Below are 18,287 nucleotides of genomic sequence, written 5' to 3' on the forward strand. Positions count from 1 at the left end.
GGCTGCCACGCCCGCCGGTCGCGATGGCGATCACATTGCGATGACGACCCGGCCGCGTGTGCCGGCGGCCACGGCCTCGTAGGCTTCGCGAGCGCGTTCGAGCGGGAATGTCTGTGCGATTGCCGGGCCGCTCAGCTTGCCGGTTTCGAAGCCGTCGACTAGCGCCGTCATCAACGGCGCCGATTCCGCGACGCCGAGCTTCGCGCTGTCCACGCCGAGCAATTGCGTCTCGTTGTGATAGAAGTCGATCAGATCGAATTCGACGCGGCGCTTGCCCGTGCCGCTGATTTCGAGCACGCGGCCACGACGTTTGACCAGGCTCAACGCGGTCTCGAACGCCACGCCGCCGACCGTGTCGTACACCACGTCCGCGCCCGCGCCGTCGGTGAGCGCTCTCAAGCGGTCCGTGACGTTTTCATCGAACGGCACGTAGTCGTCAATCAGGCGGCCTGCCGGCGTGTCCGCGTCGAGCGGATGACGGTCCACGGCGATCACACGAGCGCCGCGCGCCTTGGCGATCTGCACCACCGCCCCGCCCACGCCGCCACCCGCGCCCATCACGGCGATGGTTTCGCCCGCTTGCAGATGCGCGTACTCGACCGTGCCGAGCCAGGCAACTACGAAGTTCACGCCGATCGCGGAGGCTTGCGCGTGGCTCAGCGTTTTAGGTTTGCGCGAGAGTGCCGCGAGCGGCACCTTGATGAATTCGGCGTGCGTGCCGTCGCGCGTGAAGCCGATGTCGCCGCCCGTGCCCCACACTTCGGCGCCTAGCCAGGCTTGCGGGCCGTCTACCACCACGCCGCTGAAGTCGCGGCCCGGCGTGGCGGCAGCATCGTGTGTCCGAAATGTCCGGAGACGTTCTTGACGTCGCTCGGGTTCACCGAGGCGGCCTTGACCTGCACGACTACGTTGTCCGCATCGGCTCGCGGGGTCGGCAGATCGACGTAGTCGAGCACTTCGGGGCTGCCAAAAGATTTGAACTGGATGGCTTTCATCGTTTGTGGCTCCAATTGGATTCCGGGCTGCGTCGCGCAGTAGATTGAACGTTAGTCTAGGTGGCGGGCAGAAAGGCGTTGAGACAAAGGCTTTCGAAATTCGGACAAGACGTTTGGAGACCTGCGCCCGTAACACAGGGAACCTGGTCAGCTTGGGCGCCCTTTCGCGGCTTCGGGCGAGACGGCGGATGCGACCTCGCTCAACGTGCCGCTTGGACCGAAACCGGTCGGGGGCGCGCCCAGTTCGCGCCGGAACATGTCGCTGAAGCTGCTCGGCTGAAAACCGAGCGAGCGCGCAATGCTGCTCACCGGGCGTCCTTCGGCGAGCCAGGAGACGGCGACTGCCAGTTGCACCTGGCGGCGCCATTCGGCAAAACCGACGCCCAGTTCGCGTGTGAAGAGCCGCGCCAGCGTCCGCACGCTCGCCCCGACGGACGCCGCATGCTGTTCGAAGCTGATCGCAATCGACGGATTGTCGATCACCGCGCGGCACAGCGCGTTGAGCCGCCGGTCCGATGCGTCGGGCAGCGCGATGCGCAGCGACGAGCGCGGCGCGTGTGCCAGTTCCAGCATGGCGAGTCGGTAGGCGGCGTCGAGATAGGTTTGATCGCGCGAATCGCTGCCTTCATGCTCCGCGATCGAAGTGATCAGTTCGCGCAGCAAGCCGTTCACTTCGAACACGTCGCTGCGGCGGCTCAGGTGACCGACATTGCGCGCGTGGAGATAGAGATTGCGCATCTCCACCTCGCTCATCATGTGGATGGAGTGCAGCGTGCCGGCCGGCAGCCAGACCGCGCGCTGCGGCGGCACGACCAACGCTTCGCGGCCGACCTCGACCCACATCACGCCCGATACCGCGTACAGCACCTGCGCCCACGTGTGCGAGTGCGGGTCGATACGCAGTCCGCGCGGATAGTGCCGCGCGAGCGAACGGGCATTGGCGTCGTCGTGGAGTTCGGGTGGGCGGGCTTTGGGCACGGCGGCTTGGCTCAGGCTTCGCGCATTGCGGACGAAGGTCGCGGACCGGGGCGATCCGTTCGCGAAGCATAGCGCGAGGCGCGCGCCTGTGCAGCTTGAGCGCCGGTCGGCGCGTTCGGGCGCGCGTGGATTCGCTTATGTGCGCGTACTTATGTGCGCTTACGCGCGATGGCCCATCAACAGCAGCAGCAACGAGAGGGTCGCGATCGAGCCCACGGTCGAAAGCAAGATCGTTCGCGAGGTGATGTGCGCTTCACGCTCGTAGAACTCGGCGAGCATGAACGGGCCGGTGCCGGTGGGCAACGCGGCGAGGATGACCGCCATTTCGACCAGCACGGAAGAGAGCCCGAACACGCGCGCCGCGAGCCACCACGTCAGCGCCGGCTGTACGAGCAACTTGACGCCGGTCAGCAGCCAGGAGATGCCTCGTGCGCCGGCGTCGGCCGGGCGCTTCTCGGCGAGGAACAGGCCGAGGCTCACCAGCGCGCATGGACTCGCCGCGCCGCCCAGCAGTTTCAGGAAGGTCTCCGCGCTGGCCGGCAACGCGACATGGAGGCTGGCAAACAGCACGCCGGCAATCGGCGACACGATCAGCGGATTGCGAGCCAGCGAGCCCAGCACTTTCAAACCCAGCTTATGCGGCGTGCGCTCGGTCTGCAGACCTACTTCGATCAGCACGATGGCAGCGGCGAACAGCACACACGCGACAAGGATCGTGGCAATCGTAGTCGGCGTCAGGCTCGCCGAGCCGAACGCGATCATGCCCAGCGGGAAGCCGATATAGCCGGTGTTCGGATACGAGGCCGCAATCGCATCGACGCTTGCATCCGCGAGATGCCGGCCGGTCATTAACCGCATCGCCAGAATCAGCACGAACACGCTGACGCACGCAATCGAAAAGGTGGCGACGAAGGCCGGTTGATAGAGCTGCTGCCACGTGGCGTGCGCCATGATGTCGAACAGCAGCGCCGGCAGCGCCAGCCAGACCACGAAGCGGTTCAGCTCCGACGCCGAGTTCGGTCCGAGCACGTTGCGCCGGCGGCAGGCGAAACCCGCGAAAATCAGACCGAAGACGGGAAGCAGGATTTCGAGCGTGGCTAACATCGGCGCAGAGATGTGGGGGAAGCATGGCGATTCGCCAGCGTAGAGGTTAGCGGCGATACAATCCAATACCGTTTTCTGTGCTCAATAATACCTTTTTTGCATTGTCATTTTGCGTGAGGGCGTCGTGATCGATATCAAGCCGCTGCGCTATTTCGTGACGCTTGCCGAGACGCGCCATTTCGGCCGGGCGGCGGCGCGTCTGAATCTGTCGCAGCCGCCGTTGAGCCGTCAACTGGCGGCGCTGGAGGCGAGCGTCGGCGTGACGCTGGTCGAGCGCAGCCCGCGCAGCGTGAACCTGACCGCCGCGGGCGAGCGTTTTTACGCCGACGCGAAAGCGATTCTCGCCTCCGTTGAGCAGGCGGTCAGCAATGCGCAAGCCGCCGCGCATGGTGACGCCGGCAAGCTTGCCATCGGTTTTACGATGTGTGCGGCATATAGCGTCGTGCCGGGTTATGCGCGGGCTTTCGGCGCCGCGTATCCCGAGGTCGCGTTGAATTTGCGCGAGGTCGTCTCGAACGATCTCGCCGCGCAGGTGCTGGCCGGGCAGATCGACGCGGCCATCATGTTCCCTAACGTGCCCGACAAGGGGCTCGCCACACGCACGATTCTCAGCGAACCTCTATGTGTTGCGCTGTCGCGCAGTCATCCGCGGGCTCGCGCGCGGCGTTTGAAGATCGCGCAACTGGCTGGCGAGCCATTCGTGCTCGCGTTCGAGGAAGTCGCACCGACATTGCGCGCGACGATCCTCGAGCATTGCCGCTCGGGCGGCTTCGAACCCGACATACGTTTCGAAGTGCAGTTGCAACAGACGGTGCTGAGTCTCGTCGACGAAGGGGTGGGCGTAGCGCTGGTGCCGGCTTCCATGCGCCGCGCGCAACTCGCGGGCGTGGTGTTCCGGCCGCTGGTCGATGCGCCGCTGATCGAACAGGTGCTGGCGTGGTCGCCGGCGAATCGCAATCCGTGTCTGGCGCGCTTTCTCGATCTGGCGTGAGGCTCAGGCTTACGAACTGGCGAGGTGGTTTGTCTTTGTCGCGTCTACGGTGTCGTCCGGATAGCGCAGCGCATCTCGCTTGATGAGCCGGCGGCACCAGAAGGTCCAGGCGGTCAGGCCGGCATAGACGCCGTATCTCAGCACGTTGGAGGCAACGACCGAGCGCGGATCGTCGGGCCATTGCCAGACGATCAGACTGCGCAAGATGTTCTCGCCCGTCATGCCGATGCCCCACACGAGCGTCATCAAGCGGATGTACGCGACGAGCGAGGGACGTTCGCGCCAATGCTTTTCAAAGCTCTCGACGCTGCGATGATCTTCACGCGACATGGTCGAGCGAGCGAGGTAAAACACCAGTGGTTTGGGCAGCGCGAGCGACAGCAGGAACGATACGCCGATTATGCCGGAGACCATCGGGTCTGCGATCTCGCGCATTCGCGTGTTGCCGCCGAAGCCGATGCTGAGTGCCAGCAGCGACAGCACGATGCCGACCAGCACTTGTGCGCTGAGCGCGTCGAAATGGCGATAGCGCAAAAGGTCCCAACTCATCCACGCGATTAGCGGAAGCGCCGACGCGGCCAGCGCGCCGAGCTGGCCACAGTGCGGGAAGGCGAGCCGGTAGGCGAGCACGGGCAAGGCGACGTTCACGATCAGCGCGGTGAGGTAGCGCAGGCGAGTTTTCATCGACGGAGCGGTAGTGAGCGCGTGGAAACGATGGTTGGCCGTACCCGGCGAGTGTAGGGCGAAGTCTCTTCGCATGCCATAGCTTTGCCGCACGCGCGCACGCAGGATTTTGTCCACGTCCCTGGCGCGCAAAAAATCTGCGATCATCGAGCCGCTGATTGCCGAGCCATTCCATCAACTATCCGCTCCTACGCAATGCCGATTGTTCCCACGCTCCTCACCACCGCCCGCCTCACCCTGCGACCCCACACCCGCGACGATTTCCTCGAAAGTTACGCGATGTGGTCCGATCCCGAAGTGATCCGCTACATCGGCGGCAAGCCCTTCACGCGCGAAGAAGTCTGGGCGCGTCTGCTGCGCTACGCCGGGCATTGGGCGATGCTGAACTATGGCTATTGGGTCGTGCGGGAAAAGGAGAGCGGCCGGTTTCTCGGCGAAGTCGGCTTTGCCGACTACCATCGCGAGATCGAACCGTCATTGATGGTGCCCGAAGTCGGCTGGGCGCTGGACCCGGCCGTGCATGGCCGCGGCTACGCGACCGAAGCCGTGCGTGCCGCGCTGGAGTGGGCGGACCAGCAGTGGCCGGATGGCGAAACGGCCTGCATCGTTGCGCCGGAGAATCTGCCGTCGCTGCGCGTTGCTCATAAGTGCGGCTATCGTGAGCAGCATCGCACCACGTACAAAGGCAAGCCGACCATCGTGCTGCGTCGGCAGGCCCACGCGGTTTGAGCCGGCGCGCGGCGAGCGCCGCGATTGCCGGTCAGGTGGAGCGAGCCATGCGCGCCGGCCGGCTCGACAATCAGCTCACTGCCCGCTGCCGTACGATCAGATCCGCCAGCCGCTCGACCTGCTGGCCTTGCGCATCGAAATTGCCGGTATCGAGCCATCGCGTATAGCTCGAACGCAGCGCGGGCCATTCACTGTCGATGATCGAAAACCACGCGGTGTTGCGATTGCGTTCGCGATACACGATCGCCTGGCGGAAGATCCCCTCGAACGTGAAGCCATAGCGCAAGGCCGCCGTGCGCGACGGCTCGTTCAACGAATCGCACTTCCATTCGAAGCGCCGATAGCCGAGTTTGTCGAACACCTGTGTCATGAGCAGAAACATCGCTTCGGTGGCGATGCGCGTGCGCTTCAGGCGCGGCGAATACGTGACGTGGCCGACTTCGATCACGCCGTTCGCGCGGTCGATCCGCATCAGCGCCAGCGTGCCGACCGCCTTGCCGGTCGCCAGATCGATCACCGCATGGTGCAGCGGATCGGCGGACGCGGCGGCGCGCGTCAGATGCTCGCGATAGGCGGCGAGACTCTCGAACGGACCGACGCTCAGATAGGTCCAGTCGCGGCCGTCTGTGGCCGAGCTGTACGCGTCGTACAGGTCCTCGGCGTGACGTTCCACGTCTACCGGTTCGATCCGGCAATAGCGGCCTACCAGCGGCTCGCGGCCAGGAGCCTGAGCGCCGTTCCAATCCGGCACGGGGGCGCCGATCGGTTGGTCGAATGCGTTGCGTCTGGATTCCATATCGTTGGTCCCATGCAGGAAGGTTGCTGTCGGTTACGAATGATCGTCGATGATGAGAGAACGATACGGCAAACGTGGTATGTTAAAAAGATCCACGCCAACGTCATTTGATAGGTCCAGCCGCGATGATCGAGATCATTGGCCCGCTTAGCAGCCCGGCTGCGTCGGCGGCCGCCGGCGGCGGCGCAAAGCCCGAGCCGCTGCAAAAACAATTGCTCGAGCGCCTGCAGCAGGCGATTCTCGCGGGCCGCTTGCCGGCGGGGTCGCTGCTGCCGTCGTCGCGCCTGCTTGCGGCGGAAATGGGCGTGTCGCGCAACACGGTGGTGATCGCGTACGAGCACCTGGCTGCGGTGGGTTACGTGGTCGCCGACAAGAAGGGCACGCGCGTGAGCCCGCTCTCCAGCCCGTCCGCGCGCGGTGAGCCGCCCTCGCAGCCGGCCGCGCCCGAAGTGACCTACGCGTCACGCGTCGGGCAGTTCGCGGCCACGCGCACCCATGCCGACAACACTTTCCCTCTGACGCCCGGCACGCCCGCCCTGGACCGTTTCCCGCTGACCGCGTGGCGGCGCGCGCTCGAACGCTCGATGGAGCGCGCATTGCCCCTCGCGCTGGGCTACGGCACGCCGGTTGGCGAGCCGGCGTTGCGCGACGCCATCGCCGCACATTTGCGCATCGCGCGCGGCGTGCGTTGCGAAGGCTCGCAGGTGGTGATCACCGAGGGCGCGCAGGAGGCGCTGAACCTGTGCGTGCGCCTCTTCACCAATCCGGGCGATGTCGCGTGGGTCGAGGACCCCGGCTATCGCGGCGCGAAGGCCGCGTTCAATCTGGGCGACCTGACCACGCTGCCGATACCCGTCGACGCCGAAGGCATGGCGGTGCCATCCGACGCATGGCGCTCGCAGCCGCCGAAGCTGATCTACACGTCGCCAGCGCATCAATATCCGACGGGTTCGGTGCTGTCCGTGGCGCGTCGTCTGGAGCTGATCGCCCGGGCCCGCCGCAGCGGCGCGTGGCTGATCGAAGACGATTACGACGGCGAGTTCCGCCACACCGGCGAGCCGATCGCCAGCATGCAGGGGCTGGTCGAGGACGCGCCGGTGTTGTACGTCGGCTCGTTCAGCAAAACGATGTTTCCCGCGCTGCGCATCGGCTTCGTGGTGTTGCCGCGGCCGATTGCGGCGCACACCGCCATCGCGGTGCAGGAGATGCTGCGCGGCGGACATCGGCTGGAACAACTGGCGCTCGCGCATTTCATCGAGAGCGGCGAGTTCGGGCGGCATCTCGGACGCATGCGGCGTCTGTATCGCGAGCGCCAGCAGGCTTTGCGCGATGCGCTGACCGAGCATTTCGCGCCGTCGCAAATTCTCGGCGGCAATTGCGGCATGCATCTGACGCTGCGCTTGCCGCCACGCATCGACGATCGGACGCTGGCCGAACGTGCGCTCGCGCAAGGGCTCAATCCGCGCGCGCTGTCCGGCTTCGCATTGCAACCGCGCGCCGAAACGAACGGGCTCGTGATCGGTTACGGCAATACGCCGGCCGAACGACTGGCGCCCGCAATCCGTGTGCTGGCCGGGCTTGCGGCCGGGTTGGACGGCAAGCCGAAGCGCCGTTCGGCAGCCACGCCGGGCACGAAGATGCGCGCGTAACTTTTTGCGTTTGTCCGCGCGGCCCATGTCGCGCTATCGTGTCGCTTATGCGCGGCGATTTCGGAGTGTGCGACATCGACGGATCGCCCGCAGCTCATGCCGCACGCGCCGCACTGCAACATCGCGTGACACGTGGTGCCGCAAGCGCGCTTGCCGGGCCGTCGCCGGCCCCGGCATGAAGAAAGCCTTTGTTGCGGTTATCTATGATGATTTATCCGACCGGAGACGACATGAAGGAAATCGAACCGACCCCGTGGTTTGAGCTTGAGGCCCACACGCCCGTCCGTGAAGGCTGGTATGAGGTGCAGTTGACGAGCGGGGACACGGCCTTTGCGAAGTTTGGCGACGGCGTATGGACCGAGAAACCGTTGCTCGTGTTCACACACTGGCGCGGCTTGTCCGCCGATCCATCGACAGCCGGCGAAGCCGAAGCCGAGTCGATCGCCGCCGAGGCCACCGCGGCCCAAGGCGTGCGCGCCGCCTGGAACGCGTTCTTCCCAGGACTTGGCGAGGAACAGCACAAGCCGCTGGACGCTGTACCCAACGGTAAAGCGCCGCACTGATGCGCAGCGGGGCGGCGGCTCGCGAGTTGCCGCCCTGATTTGCCTGACCTTACTTGCGCTTTAGCGTTTGAGCGCCTCGGCAGCCAGTCTGCCGATCTCCATATCGATGTCGGGCGCCTCGCCCGTCTCGAGAATCCACGCCGCGGACAAACCGGACCACGCCTGAATCCACTGCAGCAGACGGCGCCGATCGAGTCCCGCCATCCGCGCGACCCGTTCGACGCGACGCTCGAACCATCCCGGCCGCAACGCCGACGCCTCGTCCGGATTGCAGAAAATGTTCGCGTAGTCGAATCCGCGCTCGCCGTACAGGCCTTTCGGGTCGATGGCCAGCCAGCCGCGCGGGCCGAAATCGAGCACATTGCCGTGATGAATGTCGCCGTGCAACACCACCGGGTCTTGCGGCGCGGCGAGCAGGACCTGCGCGACGGCGGCGCTGTCCTGCAACCAGCTGCCGTATTCTTGCGCGGCGGGCCAGAGACTTGCGAACCAGCGCGGCAAATCGATCAATTCAGGCGGCGGTTTGTTTCGCGGCGCGTGGAGCTGCGCGGCGGTGGCGCAGAGAATGTCGGTGGCGCGGTCGTCGGCGTCGCTATCGCCGGTGCGTGCCAGGTCCGCCAGCGCGTGACTGCTTTGCGCGCGCTCGAGCAGCAGGGCGTCGGCATCGTGCGCGAGCACGCGGGCCGCGCCTTCGCCGTCCCACCACACCATTAACCGCGCGCCGAATTTCTCTTCGGGTTCCTGCGCGACTTTCAGCATCGCGGGAATGCCGTGGTGGCGCACCGGCAGCAGCCGGCTACTGTGCGTGCGAATCGGCGCGCCGTCCTGCTGCAGATCCCATTTGACGATGTACTCGGTGAACATGCGCGCTTCAGTTCGCGAGTGCTACGACGTTACTGTCAGCGGTATGCGGGCAGACGATGTGCACGGTTCCTCCAACAAGTTCGACGGTCTTGCATTCTCGCCTGAATCGAGCCGAAATGGCGTGCACAACGCGTATCGAGGCCCAACGCTACAATCGATCTCATTCATTGGACGCGGAATCTACGTATGAAAATCACCCGAGAACCTGTGGCCTTGCCGCGGGCCACGCAACTGCTCAATCATGGGCCGGTCACGATCATCACCAGCGCGCATGGTGGCCGCTCGAACGTGATGGCGGCGTCGTGGGCGATGCCGCTCGACTTCAACCCGCCGAAGGTGGTCGTGGTGGTGGATAGCCGCACGCTCACGCGACAACTGATCGAGGCAAGCGGCGTGTTCGGACTGCAGCTGCCGAGCCGTGGATTCGCTGCGCAAACGCTGGCGGTGGGTACGAACGCGGGCACGGAACTCGACAAGTTCTCCGCCTTCGATCTGGAGACGTTCCCCGCGCAACAGATCGACGTGCCCATGCTCGCGGGCTGCATCACCTGGATGGAGTGCAAGGTCATTCCGGACGATAGCCAGCGCCACGATCTGATCATTGGCGAAGTCGTCGCGGCGTATGCGGATAGCCGCGTGTACTCGAACAACCGCTGGCATTTCGGCGACGATCCTGATCTGCGCACCTGTCACTATGTGGCCGGCGGGACATTCTTTGCCACGGGCGATGCGTTCGAAGTGGACGCTGTGGCGAATGGCGGGGCGCAGTGAGTGCCAGTGGGTGCGCGAACACGCGCACCACTCACGCGTCGCCCTCGGCAAACTTCTTCAGCGCGTCACCCGCTAACCGATACCGTACCCATTCGCTCTGCGCGCTTGCGCCGATCGATTCATAAAAGCCGATGGCCGGCTCGTTCCAGTCGAGCACGCTCCATTCGAAGCGGCCGCAACCGGTGTCGCAGGCAATGCGCGCGAGGTGACGCAGCATCTGCTTGCCCGCGCCGCTGCCACGCGATGCCGGCGACACGTACAGGTCTTCCAGATAAAGCCCTTGCTTGCCGAGCCAGGTGGAATACGAAAGAAAGTAGACGCAAAAGCCGATGGGCTCGTCGTTCATCTCGCAGATCAGCGCCTTCGCGCTGGAAGCGGCGGAAAACAGGCTCGCTTCGATGTCGTGGATGGTCGCGACGACTTCGTGCTCCGCTTTTTCGTACACCGCGAGTTCGGTGATGAAGCGAAGAATCAACGCTGCGTCGGCGGCGCGAGCGGGACGGATATGGATAGTCAAGGTCAGAGGCTCGATGGATCGTTGAGTTGCAGACCGAAGTTTCGCGCAGACGCACGGGCTTCGGATCAGACATACATCGTAGCGTTTAATGTGCCGTTCTGACCAGAGCGCGGCGAGAATGCGATTGACGTCCCGTCACAAAATCGTTTACTGTCGATCCATGGACTTCCACTCGATTCCCTTCGCTGCCGTCACCACCACGACGACCACCTTCAAAGGCGGGTCGTCTGGAGGTTGCACGCGCTAGAAGCAGGACGCTGTGGCAAACCACCAAAGGCCTCGCCGGAAACGGACGGGGCCTTTGGCATTTCTGGACCTCCGTTTGCGGCATCCATTCGCGGTAACCGATCAAATGGAGCAAGACTGTGAACGATATCGACCATCGTGTAATCGGCAATAAACTCGACCTCTTCCATCAACAGGAAGAAGGCGCCGGCATGGTTTTCTGGCACCCGCGCGGCTGGGAGCTGTATCGCGTGCTCGAAGACTATGTGCGTGCACGCATGCGTCGCGCGGGCTTTCGCGAGATTCGCACGCCGCAATTGCTGGCGCGCTCGCTGTGGGAGAAGAGCGGGCACTGGGAGAAGTTCGGCGCGGCGATGTATTCGTTAGCCGATGCGGAAGAAGGCCGCGCGCTGTGTCTGAAGCCGATGAGTTGTCCCTGTCATGTGCAGGTATTCAATCAGCGCGTGCGGTCTTATCGCGAGTTGCCGGTGATCGAGGTGGAAGTCGGGCACTTCTGTGCGTTGTTGCGTGCTATGGAACCGTGAAACGAATCTCCTATGCGTTGGCTCGATGCACGGACGACACCGTGAGGAACATCTTTAAGCGGTTCGCGATCGCGCGTATCAATTTTTCAACTTCAGGTCGCGTGCATGGCGTCACACCCAAACGCAAACAGCCGCCCCCATTTCGCCAACGGCCTCATATCCACTCCCACCAACCTCAACGCCTTCCAGATCACCGTCGCCACCGTGTCATAAGCAGGAATATCCGTCGCCATCTCGAACGCACGCACCAGATGCGCCGCGTGCAGATTCGTGCAGAAGGTCGTCACTGCATCCGGTCTCGCGAACGCGGCCTCGTGCATCATGATCGCGAGTTGTGTATCGGGCACTTCAGCAAAGCTGAAATTATCCCGCAGACCCAAATGCCGTTCCGCGACGCATTCAATCTCGAGCTTCTCGTAGTTACGCACGATCCGCTGCTGGACATCATCGGTGTAAGGCGATACGAGACCCAATCGCCGCACACCCGTATTCTCGAAGATCTCGTTAAGCGCCAGCACCGAAGTCGTCGCGGGAATGCCCGTCGCCTCCGTAATCTGTCGACACAGCGCCTGATCGCGCTCGAATCCCAGCCAGCCTGACGACGTGCCGCTCCAGCCGATCACGTCTACCCGCGCATCGGCCAGTTGACGCGCGGCCGCCAGAATCCGGCTCACGTCGAACTGTCCGAGCGCCTGCTCGGACAACGCGATCTCCGTCACCGTGAAGCGGGCAAAATGCGCGCTGACGTGCGGCAGTTCGCTCAGCATGGCCGCCGTCAACGGCTCGAGCGCGGTGTTCGACGAAGGCGTCAGAATACCGAGCCGGATTCGTTTGCTTTGCATTTTGCAGCGTCTCCTTTCCTTTAATCGGCGAGCAACAGCTTCACGCCCTCAGCCGCTTCGTAACGCAGCGCGTCGAGATCGAGACCCGGAATCACGCCGTTATCGACCACCACGCGACCGTTCACCACGTTATAACGAACGCGTGCCGGCTCGCCTGCCGTCACCGGCGCAACGGCAACATCGTGAAAGCCGTTGAAGCGCAGATCGCTGACGTCATACAGCACGAAGTCCGCGGCCTTGCCGACTTCAAGCGTGCCGACCGCATCGAGTCCGAGCACGCCCGCGCCACCCGCGCTGCCCCAATGAATCGTCTCTTCGACGGTAGTCGCCGACGCGCCCTGCGCCGCGCGATGCACGAGCCACGCGAAATGCGCTTCGTTGGTCATGCTGCCGGATTCGTTCGACGCCACGCCATCCACGGCCAGCGACATTGGCACACCCGCGGCCGCCATCTGCGGCGCGGGCGCGATACCGCTGCCCAAGCGCGCATTGCTGACCGGGCAATGCGAGCATCCACTGCCGGATTCAGCGAGCATCGCGATCTCGCTCGCTTGCAGGTGCACGAGATGCGCGAACCACACATCGGGCCCAAGCCACTCATGATCGGCAACGAACTCGACCGGTAGCTTGTTGAAGCGCTCCTTGCAGAAATCGACATAACGGGTCGTCTCGGACAGATGCGTATGCAACCTCAAACCCATCCGCCGGGCCGCGCGCGCGACTTCGGGCAACAGTTCGGGCGGCAAGGAAAACGTCGGCGTGGTCGGCGCGACTACGACACGACGCATCGAGGCATCGCCACCGTCGTGATAGCGCGACTTTAATCGTTCGATATCCGCGAGCATCTGATCGAGCGTCTCGGGCTTGAGCGCGACTTTGGAAAAACCCGGATGATCTCCCGCCGCCTGCAATGCGCCGCCGCGGCACAACACGAAGCGCATGCCGAACGAAGCCGCTTCGTCGAACAGCAGATCGCCGGTTTCGGTGGTGCCGTCCGCGTGATAGAGATAGTGATGATCGGCGCAGGTCGTCACGCCGGAGAGCAGCAATTCGGCGAGACCCAGACGAGCGGCAACGCGAGCCAGATCCGGCGTAAAACGCGCAAGACGCGGATACGGTACAGCGGCGAGCCATTCCTGCAAATCCGCATTGATACCGGACGGCACGGCCTTCAACAGATTCTGGAACAGATGATGGTGCGTGTTTACCCAGCCCGGATACACCACGCAGGAACGCGCGTCGATTACGCGTTCATCGGCGCGCGGTTCGAGATTCGGCGCGATGGTTTCGATAAGGCCATTGCGAATCCGCAGATCGACCTGGCCGAGCCTTGCGCGCTCGCCGCTCATTCCGCTCATCACCGCGACAGGGTTCTTGATCAGCAACGCTTCAGTTTGCATGCTCACGATTCGATATCCTTTCAGTTACTGCGAAGCGGCCGCCTTTGCAAAGTCAGCCGCGCTCGTCATGCAACATCCGCTTATTCGCGGACCATGTTGTGCGCCGGCACCACGTCCTCTTCATGCGCGCCGTTGAGCACCGCGTTCAGCACCACGGAAACGAGGCACGCCAGCACCACGCCGCTATGCAGGAACGGTTGCGTCCAGTCGGGCATGTGTTTGAAGACCTGCGGCGCCATCACCGGAATCAACGCGGTGGCGATCGTAAAGCCGACGATCAGCACGTTGTAGCGATTGCGCTCGAAGTCCACCTTGGCCAACGTCTGCACACCGGCCGCGACCACTACGCCGAACATGGCGATACCTGCGCCGCCGAGCGCGGCGGAAGGCGTCGACGCGACCACCGCGCCGATCTTCGGCACCAGCGCCACCACGCACATCAGCACGCCGCTGATCGCCACCACCCAGCGGCTGCGCACCCCGGTCAGAATGACGAGGCCGACGTTCTCCATGAACGCGATGAAAGGAAACGCCGCGAACATGCCGGCAATTGCGCTCGCGAGACCGTTGGCACGCATGCCGCGCACCACGTCCTCCTCGCTCACGTCCTTATCGACGATGTCGCCGATCGCGACGAACAGGCCCATGGATTCGACCATCTGCACCACCATCACGACGATCATCGTCAGCACCGGCACCAGCGAAAACACGGGCGTGCCGAAGTGAAACGGCAGCGGCATGGTGAACCACGGCGCCTGCGCCACGCTCGCGAAGTTGCCCATGCCGAGCGAACACGCCAGAATGCCGCCGGCAACCAAACCGATGAGCACTGACAGATTGCGCAGAAACGCATTGGCAAAACGGTTGATCGCGAGAATCACCAGCGCGACGAACAACGTGACGCTCAGGAAGGGCAGCGCGCCGAACTGCTGCTGCGCCGCCTCGCCGCCACCGGCCCATTGATACGCGACGGGAAACAACTGCAAGCCGATCACGGTCACGATGCAGCCGGTCACTACAGGTGGAAAGAACCTTCGTAAGCGCCCGACCAACGGCGCGGCGAACATCGTGAACAGACCCGCGCCAATCACGGCGCCGCACACGCCGGCAAAGCCGACACCCGGACTCGTGCCGATCGCGATCACCGGCCCGACGCTGCTGAATGCGACTCCTTGCAGAATCGGCAGACGCACGCCGAACTTCCAGACGCCGACGGTTTGCAGAATCGTCGAGATGCCGGAGCAAAACAGCGCCGTGCTGATGAGCACGGTGGTGTCGGCCGGCGACATCTTCAGTGCCGACGCGACGATCAGCGGCACCGCAATGGCGCCAATGTAAGCCACTAGCATGTGCTGCAAACCGAGCGTGATCATCTGGCGCCTCGGCAAAATGCGATCGACGGGGTGTATGGCGGTGTTCATGACGTGTCTCCAGTGTCGACCGGAGTGAGCGCTTCAGCGCTTACTCCGGTCCCATGCAAGGTAGTTGCACTATGGTTATCGATCGGAGCGCGCCGACCGGATCTCCCGTCAGGCCGCAACCGGCACGGCAAGACAGGTATGGAAGCGGTCGGTCAGCGCGGCGCGATCGAGATCGCGTCCGATGAAAACGATGCGGCACGAACGCGGCTCGCTGCCCCACACTTGCGCCGCGCGCAGTTCGATGACGTTGTGCACGCCTTGCAGCACGTAGCGATGCGACTGGCCTTGCACCGCGAGAATGCCTTTCATACGGAACAGGTTCGTGGCATCCGAGTCGCGCAGTTCGGCGAGCCACGCTTGCAGCGCGTCGAGGTCGATATCCGCGTCGACTTCGATCCCGACAGAGGCCACGCTTTCGTCGTGCTGGTGGTCGTCGTGATCGTCGTCGTGATGGGCATGCTCGTGTTCATGTTCTTCATGGCCATGCGCATGTTCTTCTTCATGCAAGCCGTCGGTCTCGACGAGAATCTGCGAGAACTCGTTTGCACCTACGCCGAGAATCTTGCCGAGGTCGATCTGCGCATAGCTCGACTCGACGATTTCCGCCGTGGCATTGAGTCCGCGAATACGTTGCGTAAGCGAGGCGATCTCGTCCGGCCCCACCAGATCGACCTTGTTGATGACGATACGGTCCGCGCACACGATTTGGTCGACGGCCTGGTTGTCGCTGCCGTCGAGCACGAGATCGTCCAGATGCGCGGCGATATGCTTCGCATCCACCATCGTGACGACGGCGTCGAGAGTGACATGTTTAGCAATCGGGTCGTCGAGAAAGAACGTCTGCGCGACCGGATACGGATCGGCGAGCCCGCTGGTTTCGACGATGATGTGATCGAGCCGGTCCGGCCGTTCCACCAGCATGCGCACGATCCGCACCAGATCCTCGCGCACCGCGCCGACGCAGCACACGCAGCCATTCGTCATTTCATAGATCTCTTCGGTCGATTCGAGCACGAGGCCACCGTCAATGCCGATTTCGCCGAACTCGTTTTCGATCACCGCGATCTTGCGGCCGTGCTTCTCGCGCAGGATGTAGTTGAGCAGTGTCGTTTTGCCGGCGCCGAGAAAGCCGGTCAGCACCGTGACGGGGATTTTCTCGATTTCGTTGTGGGTGGTGTGAATGTGATTCATGGCTCATCTCCGTTTCTTCGTTCGTACTGCGGTTCGGCTATCAGGCGATATACGGTGCTTGTGCTTCAACTTCTCGCCAGCGTTTGACGGTGCCCGCTTCGAGACCGAACAGATCGAGCACGCGGCCAAGCGTGTGATCGATCATCTGGTCGAGTGAAGCGGGGCGCGCGTAAAACGCCGGCACGGGTGGCGCGACGATCGCGCCCATTTCGGTTACGGCAATCATGTTGCGCAGATGCGCCAGCGTGTATGGTGTTTCGCGCGCGAGCAGTACTAGCGGGCGGCGTTCTTTCAACGTGACGTCGGCGGCGCGTGAGATCAGGCTCGACGACATGCCGCTGGCGATTTCGGCGAGCGTCTTCATCGAACACGGCGCGACGATCATGCCCAGCGAACGGAACGAGCCGCTGGAAATGGCCGCGGCCATGTCGTCGCAACGGTAGGTGGCGCTCGTGAGCGCGCTGACGTCGGCGAACTTGTAGTCGGTCTCGTGCGTCATCGTGAGCAGTGCGCTGCGCGAGACGGTCAGATGCGTTTCGATATCGAGTTGACGCAGCAATTGCAGCAGGCGCACGCCATACGTGAAGCCGGATGCGCCGCTGATGCCGACTACGAGTCGCCGCGTGCTCATTGCGGTACTCCGGCGGCGCGGGACAGAATGTCGACGGCCTCTTGCGAGGCACGTTCGCTGATCCGCGCGCGAATGCCGTCGAAATGCGAGCCGCGCGTCGCGTCGATGCCCATGCGCGACGTGGTGCCCGCTGCGGACGACGATGGATCGAGCGGACTGCCCGGCAAACCATCGACGATAAATATGTCCTGGTGCGGCTGAAAATGCGTGGCGATAGCCCACAGCACCTGCGAGTCGTTGGTGATGTCGATGTCGTTATCCACCGCCACAACGTTCTTCAGATACGGATCCCAGCCGAGCAGCGCGAGCATGATCTGGCGCGCTTCGCCGTCGCGCGTTTGATTCAGGGCGACGTAGCAGTGAAAGTGTGTGCCGGAGTTGGGATAGTGCAATGCTGTGACGGATGGGAAGCGCGCCTTCAGTTTCTCGCTCATCTCCGCTTCACGCGGCAAGCGCGCTAACGTCAAATGTTCTGCGTAGGGACCGCCGACTACATCGACGAGCCACGCATCGTGACGACGCATCATCGTATCGACGCGCAGCACGTTGTTCGTCGAGCGGTCCGATGAATAGCCGGTGAATTCACCGAACGGGCCTTCTTCGGCGTGAACTGAAGGATCGATCGTGCCTTCCAGCACGAACTCGGCGGAAGCGGGCACGCCGATGCCGTAGCGCGGCGTGCGCACCAGTTCCAGCGGCGCACCGAACAGACCGCCTGCGATTGCGCGTTCGTCGGTGCCGAACGGTACGCGCGCGGCGGCGGCCAGCATGAACAGCGGATGCGCGCCGATCACCATTGCGACTTTCAACGTGTCGCCGCGTGCCTGGGCGGTTTGCAGCATGCGCCAGAGGTGTCCGCGCGAATGCAGGCTGGTGGCCAGCGCGTTTTTTGCGTGCCGCATCGAGCGGTGATAGCTCAAGTTCGCCACGCCGGTGACCGGATCTTCGGCGACGATCACCGCGTTCGTGACGTACGGGCCGCGGTCGGTATCGAAGTGGCGGATCATCGGCAATTGCGCGAGATCGACGGCATCGCCTTCAATGACCTGATCCAGTACGGGGCCATTCGATACGAACACGGGTGCGATAGGCGCATTCGCGCGGTGTTGATATGCGTCGAACAGGCCGGATGCGTCGACATCGAGAAGACGCCCAATACGTGTACGCGAAGCAAAGAAATTCGTGACGAGAGGCGTTGCGATCCCATCGACTTTTTCGCAAATCAGCATGGGATGCTGCCCGCGCGCCGCGAGTTCGGCGACGACAGCCGTGACATCCTGATCAGCGGACAGTGGCTGCGAGAGCGTCAAGACATCATCTGGATAGTGCTCGCGATACGCAAGCGCCAAGCGATGAAAATCCTGCGTGGCGCGGAAGAGGTTATCCGCCAT

18 protein-coding genes and 1 pseudogene are annotated in these 18,287 nt (G+C 63.5%); 6 read left to right on the forward strand and 13 right to left on the reverse strand.

Annotated features, from left to right (window positions below; all coding sequences use genetic code 11):
- Window positions 1-30: 30 nt before the first annotated feature.
- From B0G75_RS01240 to B0G75_RS01250, 3 genes and pseudogenes are all read right to left on the reverse strand, one after another.
- Window positions 31-995, reverse strand: a pseudogene (locus tag B0G75_RS01240) (zinc-binding alcohol dehydrogenase family protein).
- Between the two features lie 147 nt (window positions 996-1,142).
- Complete coding sequence (locus B0G75_RS01245) at window positions 1,143-1,973, reverse strand: helix-turn-helix domain-containing protein (RefSeq protein ID WP_106299884.1); 831 nt, start codon at window positions 1,971-1,973, stop codon at window positions 1,143-1,145.
- A 159-nt stretch (window positions 1,974-2,132) separates the two neighbouring features.
- The gene (locus B0G75_RS01250) at window positions 2,133-3,077 is read right to left on the reverse strand and encodes an AEC family transporter (RefSeq protein WP_106299886.1); all 945 of its coding nucleotides are present in this window, start codon (window positions 3,075-3,077) and stop codon (window positions 2,133-2,135) included.
- 124 nt (window positions 3,078-3,201) lie between these two features.
- Between B0G75_RS01250 and B0G75_RS01255 the strand changes: the two genes are divergently transcribed.
- Window positions 3,202-4,068: a LysR family transcriptional regulator gene (locus tag B0G75_RS01255; RefSeq protein WP_106301741.1), complete on the forward strand. Its 867-nt coding sequence runs from the start codon at window positions 3,202-3,204 to the stop codon at window positions 4,066-4,068.
- A gap of 9 nt (window positions 4,069-4,077) precedes the next feature.
- On the opposite strand, the gene B0G75_RS01260 is transcribed toward B0G75_RS01255, so the two are convergent.
- Window positions 4,078-4,752 (reverse strand): VC0807 family protein, encoded by a 675-nt coding sequence (locus B0G75_RS01260; RefSeq protein WP_106301744.1) that lies wholly within the window; start codon window positions 4,750-4,752, stop codon window positions 4,078-4,080.
- A gap of 195 nt (window positions 4,753-4,947) precedes the next feature.
- Here B0G75_RS01260 and B0G75_RS01265 point away from each other — a divergent pair, with 195 nt between their 5' ends.
- Window positions 4,948-5,481: a GNAT family N-acetyltransferase gene (locus B0G75_RS01265; protein ID WP_106299888.1), complete on the forward strand. Its 534-nt coding sequence runs from the start codon at window positions 4,948-4,950 to the stop codon at window positions 5,479-5,481.
- Between the two features lie 70 nt (window positions 5,482-5,551).
- Here B0G75_RS01265 and B0G75_RS01270 read toward each other — a convergent pair whose 3' ends face one another.
- The gene (locus B0G75_RS01270; RefSeq protein WP_106299890.1) at window positions 5,552-6,277 is read right to left on the reverse strand and encodes a GNAT family N-acetyltransferase; all 726 of its coding nucleotides are present in this window, start codon (window positions 6,275-6,277) and stop codon (window positions 5,552-5,554) included.
- A gap of 125 nt (window positions 6,278-6,402) precedes the next feature.
- Here B0G75_RS01270 and B0G75_RS01275 point away from each other — a divergent pair, with 125 nt between their 5' ends.
- Both B0G75_RS01275 and B0G75_RS01280 read left to right on the forward strand, forming a co-directional pair.
- A complete protein-coding gene (locus B0G75_RS01275; protein ID WP_106299892.1) occupies window positions 6,403-7,926 on the forward strand; it encodes a PLP-dependent aminotransferase family protein in 1,524 nt (507 codons plus the stop codon).
- A 230-nt stretch (window positions 7,927-8,156) separates the two neighbouring features.
- Window positions 8,157-8,489, forward strand: a complete 333-nt coding sequence (locus B0G75_RS01280; RefSeq protein WP_106301747.1) for a hypothetical protein — start codon at window positions 8,157-8,159, stop codon at window positions 8,487-8,489.
- A gap of 60 nt (window positions 8,490-8,549) precedes the next feature.
- On the opposite strand, the gene B0G75_RS01285 is transcribed toward B0G75_RS01280, so the two are convergent.
- On the reverse strand, window positions 8,550-9,353 hold the full coding sequence (locus tag B0G75_RS01285; protein WP_106299894.1) for an aminoglycoside phosphotransferase family protein: 804 nt from the start codon (window positions 9,351-9,353) through the stop codon (window positions 8,550-8,552).
- A 186-nt stretch (window positions 9,354-9,539) separates the two neighbouring features.
- Between B0G75_RS01285 and B0G75_RS01290 the strand changes: the two genes are divergently transcribed.
- The gene (locus B0G75_RS01290) at window positions 9,540-10,124 is read left to right on the forward strand and encodes a flavin reductase family protein (protein WP_106299896.1); all 585 of its coding nucleotides are present in this window, start codon (window positions 9,540-9,542) and stop codon (window positions 10,122-10,124) included.
- A gap of 31 nt (window positions 10,125-10,155) precedes the next feature.
- Here the strand turns inward: B0G75_RS01290 and B0G75_RS01295 are convergent, their stop codons facing one another.
- Window positions 10,156-10,641, reverse strand: a complete 486-nt coding sequence (locus B0G75_RS01295; protein ID WP_106299898.1) for a GNAT family N-acetyltransferase — start codon at window positions 10,639-10,641, stop codon at window positions 10,156-10,158.
- Window positions 10,642-11,006: 365 nt separating this feature from the next.
- On the opposite strand from B0G75_RS01295, the gene B0G75_RS01300 reads away from it, so the two are divergent.
- Window positions 11,007-11,411: a hypothetical protein gene (locus B0G75_RS01300; protein WP_181309139.1), complete on the forward strand. Its 405-nt coding sequence runs from the start codon at window positions 11,007-11,009 to the stop codon at window positions 11,409-11,411.
- Window positions 11,412-11,503: 92 nt separating this feature from the next.
- Here B0G75_RS01300 and B0G75_RS01305 read toward each other — a convergent pair whose 3' ends face one another.
- The 6 genes from B0G75_RS01305 to B0G75_RS01330 form a co-directional block, all read right to left on the reverse strand.
- Window positions 11,504-12,253, reverse strand: coding sequence for an Asp/Glu/hydantoin racemase (locus B0G75_RS01305; RefSeq protein ID WP_106299900.1), 750 nt, complete (start codon window positions 12,251-12,253; stop codon window positions 11,504-11,506).
- Between the two features lie 20 nt (window positions 12,254-12,273).
- Complete coding sequence (locus tag B0G75_RS01310; RefSeq protein WP_374956871.1) at window positions 12,274-13,653, reverse strand: amidohydrolase family protein; 1,380 nt, start codon at window positions 13,651-13,653, stop codon at window positions 12,274-12,276.
- An 80-nt stretch (window positions 13,654-13,733) separates the two neighbouring features.
- On the reverse strand, window positions 13,734-15,074 hold the full coding sequence (locus B0G75_RS01315) for a nucleobase:cation symporter-2 family protein (protein WP_106299904.1): 1,341 nt from the start codon (window positions 15,072-15,074) through the stop codon (window positions 13,734-13,736).
- 108 nt (window positions 15,075-15,182) lie between these two features.
- Complete coding sequence (locus tag B0G75_RS01320) at window positions 15,183-16,265, reverse strand: GTP-binding protein (protein WP_106299906.1); 1,083 nt, start codon at window positions 16,263-16,265, stop codon at window positions 15,183-15,185.
- 40 nt (window positions 16,266-16,305) lie between these two features.
- The gene (locus tag B0G75_RS01325) at window positions 16,306-16,896 is read right to left on the reverse strand and encodes a UbiX family flavin prenyltransferase (protein ID WP_106299908.1); all 591 of its coding nucleotides are present in this window, start codon (window positions 16,894-16,896) and stop codon (window positions 16,306-16,308) included.
- On the reverse strand, window positions 16,893-18,287 hold the full coding sequence (locus B0G75_RS01330) for a UbiD family decarboxylase (RefSeq protein WP_106299910.1): 1,395 nt from the start codon (window positions 18,285-18,287) through the stop codon (window positions 16,893-16,895). The genes B0G75_RS01325 and B0G75_RS01330 overlap by 4 nt, the downstream gene beginning before the upstream one ends.

It is taken from the genome of Paraburkholderia sp. BL18I3N2 (assembly GCF_003001875.1).
GTDB classification, from domain to species: domain Bacteria; phylum Pseudomonadota; class Gammaproteobacteria; order Burkholderiales; family Burkholderiaceae; genus Paraburkholderia; species Paraburkholderia phytofirmans.

Excerpts from the sequence above, each read along its gene's own strand:
- B0G75_RS01250 (WP_106299886.1), bottom strand. The coding sequence starts at position 3,077 with ATGTTAGCCACGCTCGAAATCCTGCTTCCCGTCTTCGGTCTGATTTTC.
- B0G75_RS01260 (WP_106301744.1), bottom strand. The coding sequence starts at position 4,752 with ATGAAAACTCGCCTGCGCTACCTCACCGCGCTGATCGTGAACGTCGCC.
- B0G75_RS01265 (WP_106299888.1), top strand. The coding sequence starts at position 4,948 with ATGCCGATTGTTCCCACGCTCCTCACCACCGCCCGCCTCACCCTGCGA.
- B0G75_RS01270 (WP_106299890.1), bottom strand. The coding sequence starts at position 6,277 with ATGGAATCCAGACGCAACGCATTCGACCAACCGATCGGCGCCCCCGTG.
- B0G75_RS01275 (WP_106299892.1), top strand. The coding sequence starts at position 6,403 with ATGATCGAGATCATTGGCCCGCTTAGCAGCCCGGCTGCGTCGGCGGCC.
- B0G75_RS01280 (WP_106301747.1), top strand. The coding sequence starts at position 8,157 with ATGAAGGAAATCGAACCGACCCCGTGGTTTGAGCTTGAGGCCCACACG.
- B0G75_RS01285 (WP_106299894.1), bottom strand. The coding sequence starts at position 9,353 with ATGTTCACCGAGTACATCGTCAAATGGGATCTGCAGCAGGACGGCGCG.
- B0G75_RS01290 (WP_106299896.1), top strand. The coding sequence starts at position 9,540 with ATGAAAATCACCCGAGAACCTGTGGCCTTGCCGCGGGCCACGCAACTG.
- B0G75_RS01305 (WP_106299900.1), bottom strand. The coding sequence starts at position 12,253 with ATGCAAAGCAAACGAATCCGGCTCGGTATTCTGACGCCTTCGTCGAAC.
- B0G75_RS01310 (WP_374956871.1), bottom strand. The coding sequence starts at position 13,653 with ATGCAAACTGAAGCGTTGCTGATCAAGAACCCTGTCGCGGTGATGAGC.
- B0G75_RS01315 (WP_106299904.1), bottom strand. The coding sequence starts at position 15,074 with ATGAACACCGCCATACACCCCGTCGATCGCATTTTGCCGAGGCGCCAG.
- B0G75_RS01320 (WP_106299906.1), bottom strand. The coding sequence starts at position 16,265 with ATGAATCACATTCACACCACCCACAACGAAATCGAGAAAATCCCCGTC.
- B0G75_RS01325 (WP_106299908.1), bottom strand. The coding sequence starts at position 16,896 with ATGAGCACGCGGCGACTCGTAGTCGGCATCAGCGGCGCATCCGGCTTC.
- B0G75_RS01330 (WP_106299910.1), bottom strand. The coding sequence starts at position 18,287 with ATGGCGGATAACCTCTTCCGCGCCACGCAGGATTTTCATCGCTTGGCG.